Here is an 874-nt window from a genome sequence, read left to right on the forward strand (position 1 = left end):
GTTCGGCCAGGGGGCGTATGCGCTTCGCCGTACCGCGGTTCCATCATACGGAAAATACGGAAAGCGATCCGCTGTACCGGGTTCAGCGGTGTCCAATCAACGTAGGTTGGATTAGCCGAAGGCGTAATCCGACGATCGAGAGGGCGGGTGCGGTTGCGGCGGTGGGCCGACGGACATGGCCGATTCGCGGTAACCGACGGAAGCGCCTTACCGCGTTACGATCCGTCATATCAAGGGATGCTTGTCCCCAGCCTTGGCGGGCTGATAACGTTCAGCCATAGATAAGCAGGAGTCCAGCATGAACATTACACTCGAACAAATAGAGCAACTGGGCAAGTTCGAACGTCTGCAATTGGCGGAAGACCTCTGGGATCGCTTCGCGGCAGAAACGATCCCGGAAACGACGGCGGAAATACTGGACGAACTCGAACAGCGGGCGCTCTGGCGTGACAAGAACCCGCATCAAGGCAAAACCCTTGATCAGATTGCTCGGAGTCTCGGGATTCGCCTGTGAGGTGGACCGTTCTCTTCGAGGCACCCGCTCAAGCCGAAATCGTTGCTGCATTCGAATGGTATGAGCAGCGCTCCTATGGGCTGGGTGGCGAATTCCTTCGCGCAATAGCTGCCGCGACAGAACAGCTGGAGCGCTCGCCAGAAAGCTGCGCCCCCAGCCGGGAACGCTTTAGGCGCATACTGCTTCGCCGTTTTCCCTATGCCCTGCATTTCGAACTGCTGGATAACGGACAGATTTCCGTGCTCGCCTGCCTGCATCACCGCCGATCACCTGAGCGCTGGCCCGGTGCGGCAGAGCAGCCATGATGCACTGAAGTCAGCGTTCCCAACCTGCCGTGCAGAGGCTATCAACCACGCGAGG

The 874-nt window shown here is 58.9% G+C and carries 2 protein-coding genes; both read left to right on the forward strand.

The annotated features are described in order from the left end of the window. The first annotated feature begins 298 nt into the window (after window positions 1-298). Window positions 299-514: an addiction module protein gene (locus NA637_RS25200; RefSeq protein WP_256075385.1), complete on the forward strand. Its 216-nt coding sequence runs from the start codon at window positions 299-301 to the stop codon at window positions 512-514. After that, window positions 511-819, forward strand: a complete 309-nt coding sequence (locus NA637_RS25205; protein ID WP_256075387.1) for a type II toxin-antitoxin system RelE/ParE family toxin — start codon at window positions 511-513, stop codon at window positions 817-819. Before NA637_RS25200 ends, NA637_RS25205 begins: the two co-directional genes overlap by 4 nt. Window positions 820-874 lie beyond the last annotated feature (55 nt).

The organism is Stutzerimonas stutzeri, from assembly GCF_024448935.1.
Lineage (GTDB): Bacteria > Pseudomonadota > Gammaproteobacteria > Pseudomonadales > Pseudomonadaceae > Stutzerimonas > Stutzerimonas stutzeri_AO.

What these genes read in the sequence shown, in the direction of transcription:
- NA637_RS25200 (WP_256075385.1), top strand. Translation starts at nt 299, where the DNA reads ATGAACATTACACTCGAACAAATAGAGCAACTGGGCAAGTTCGAACGT.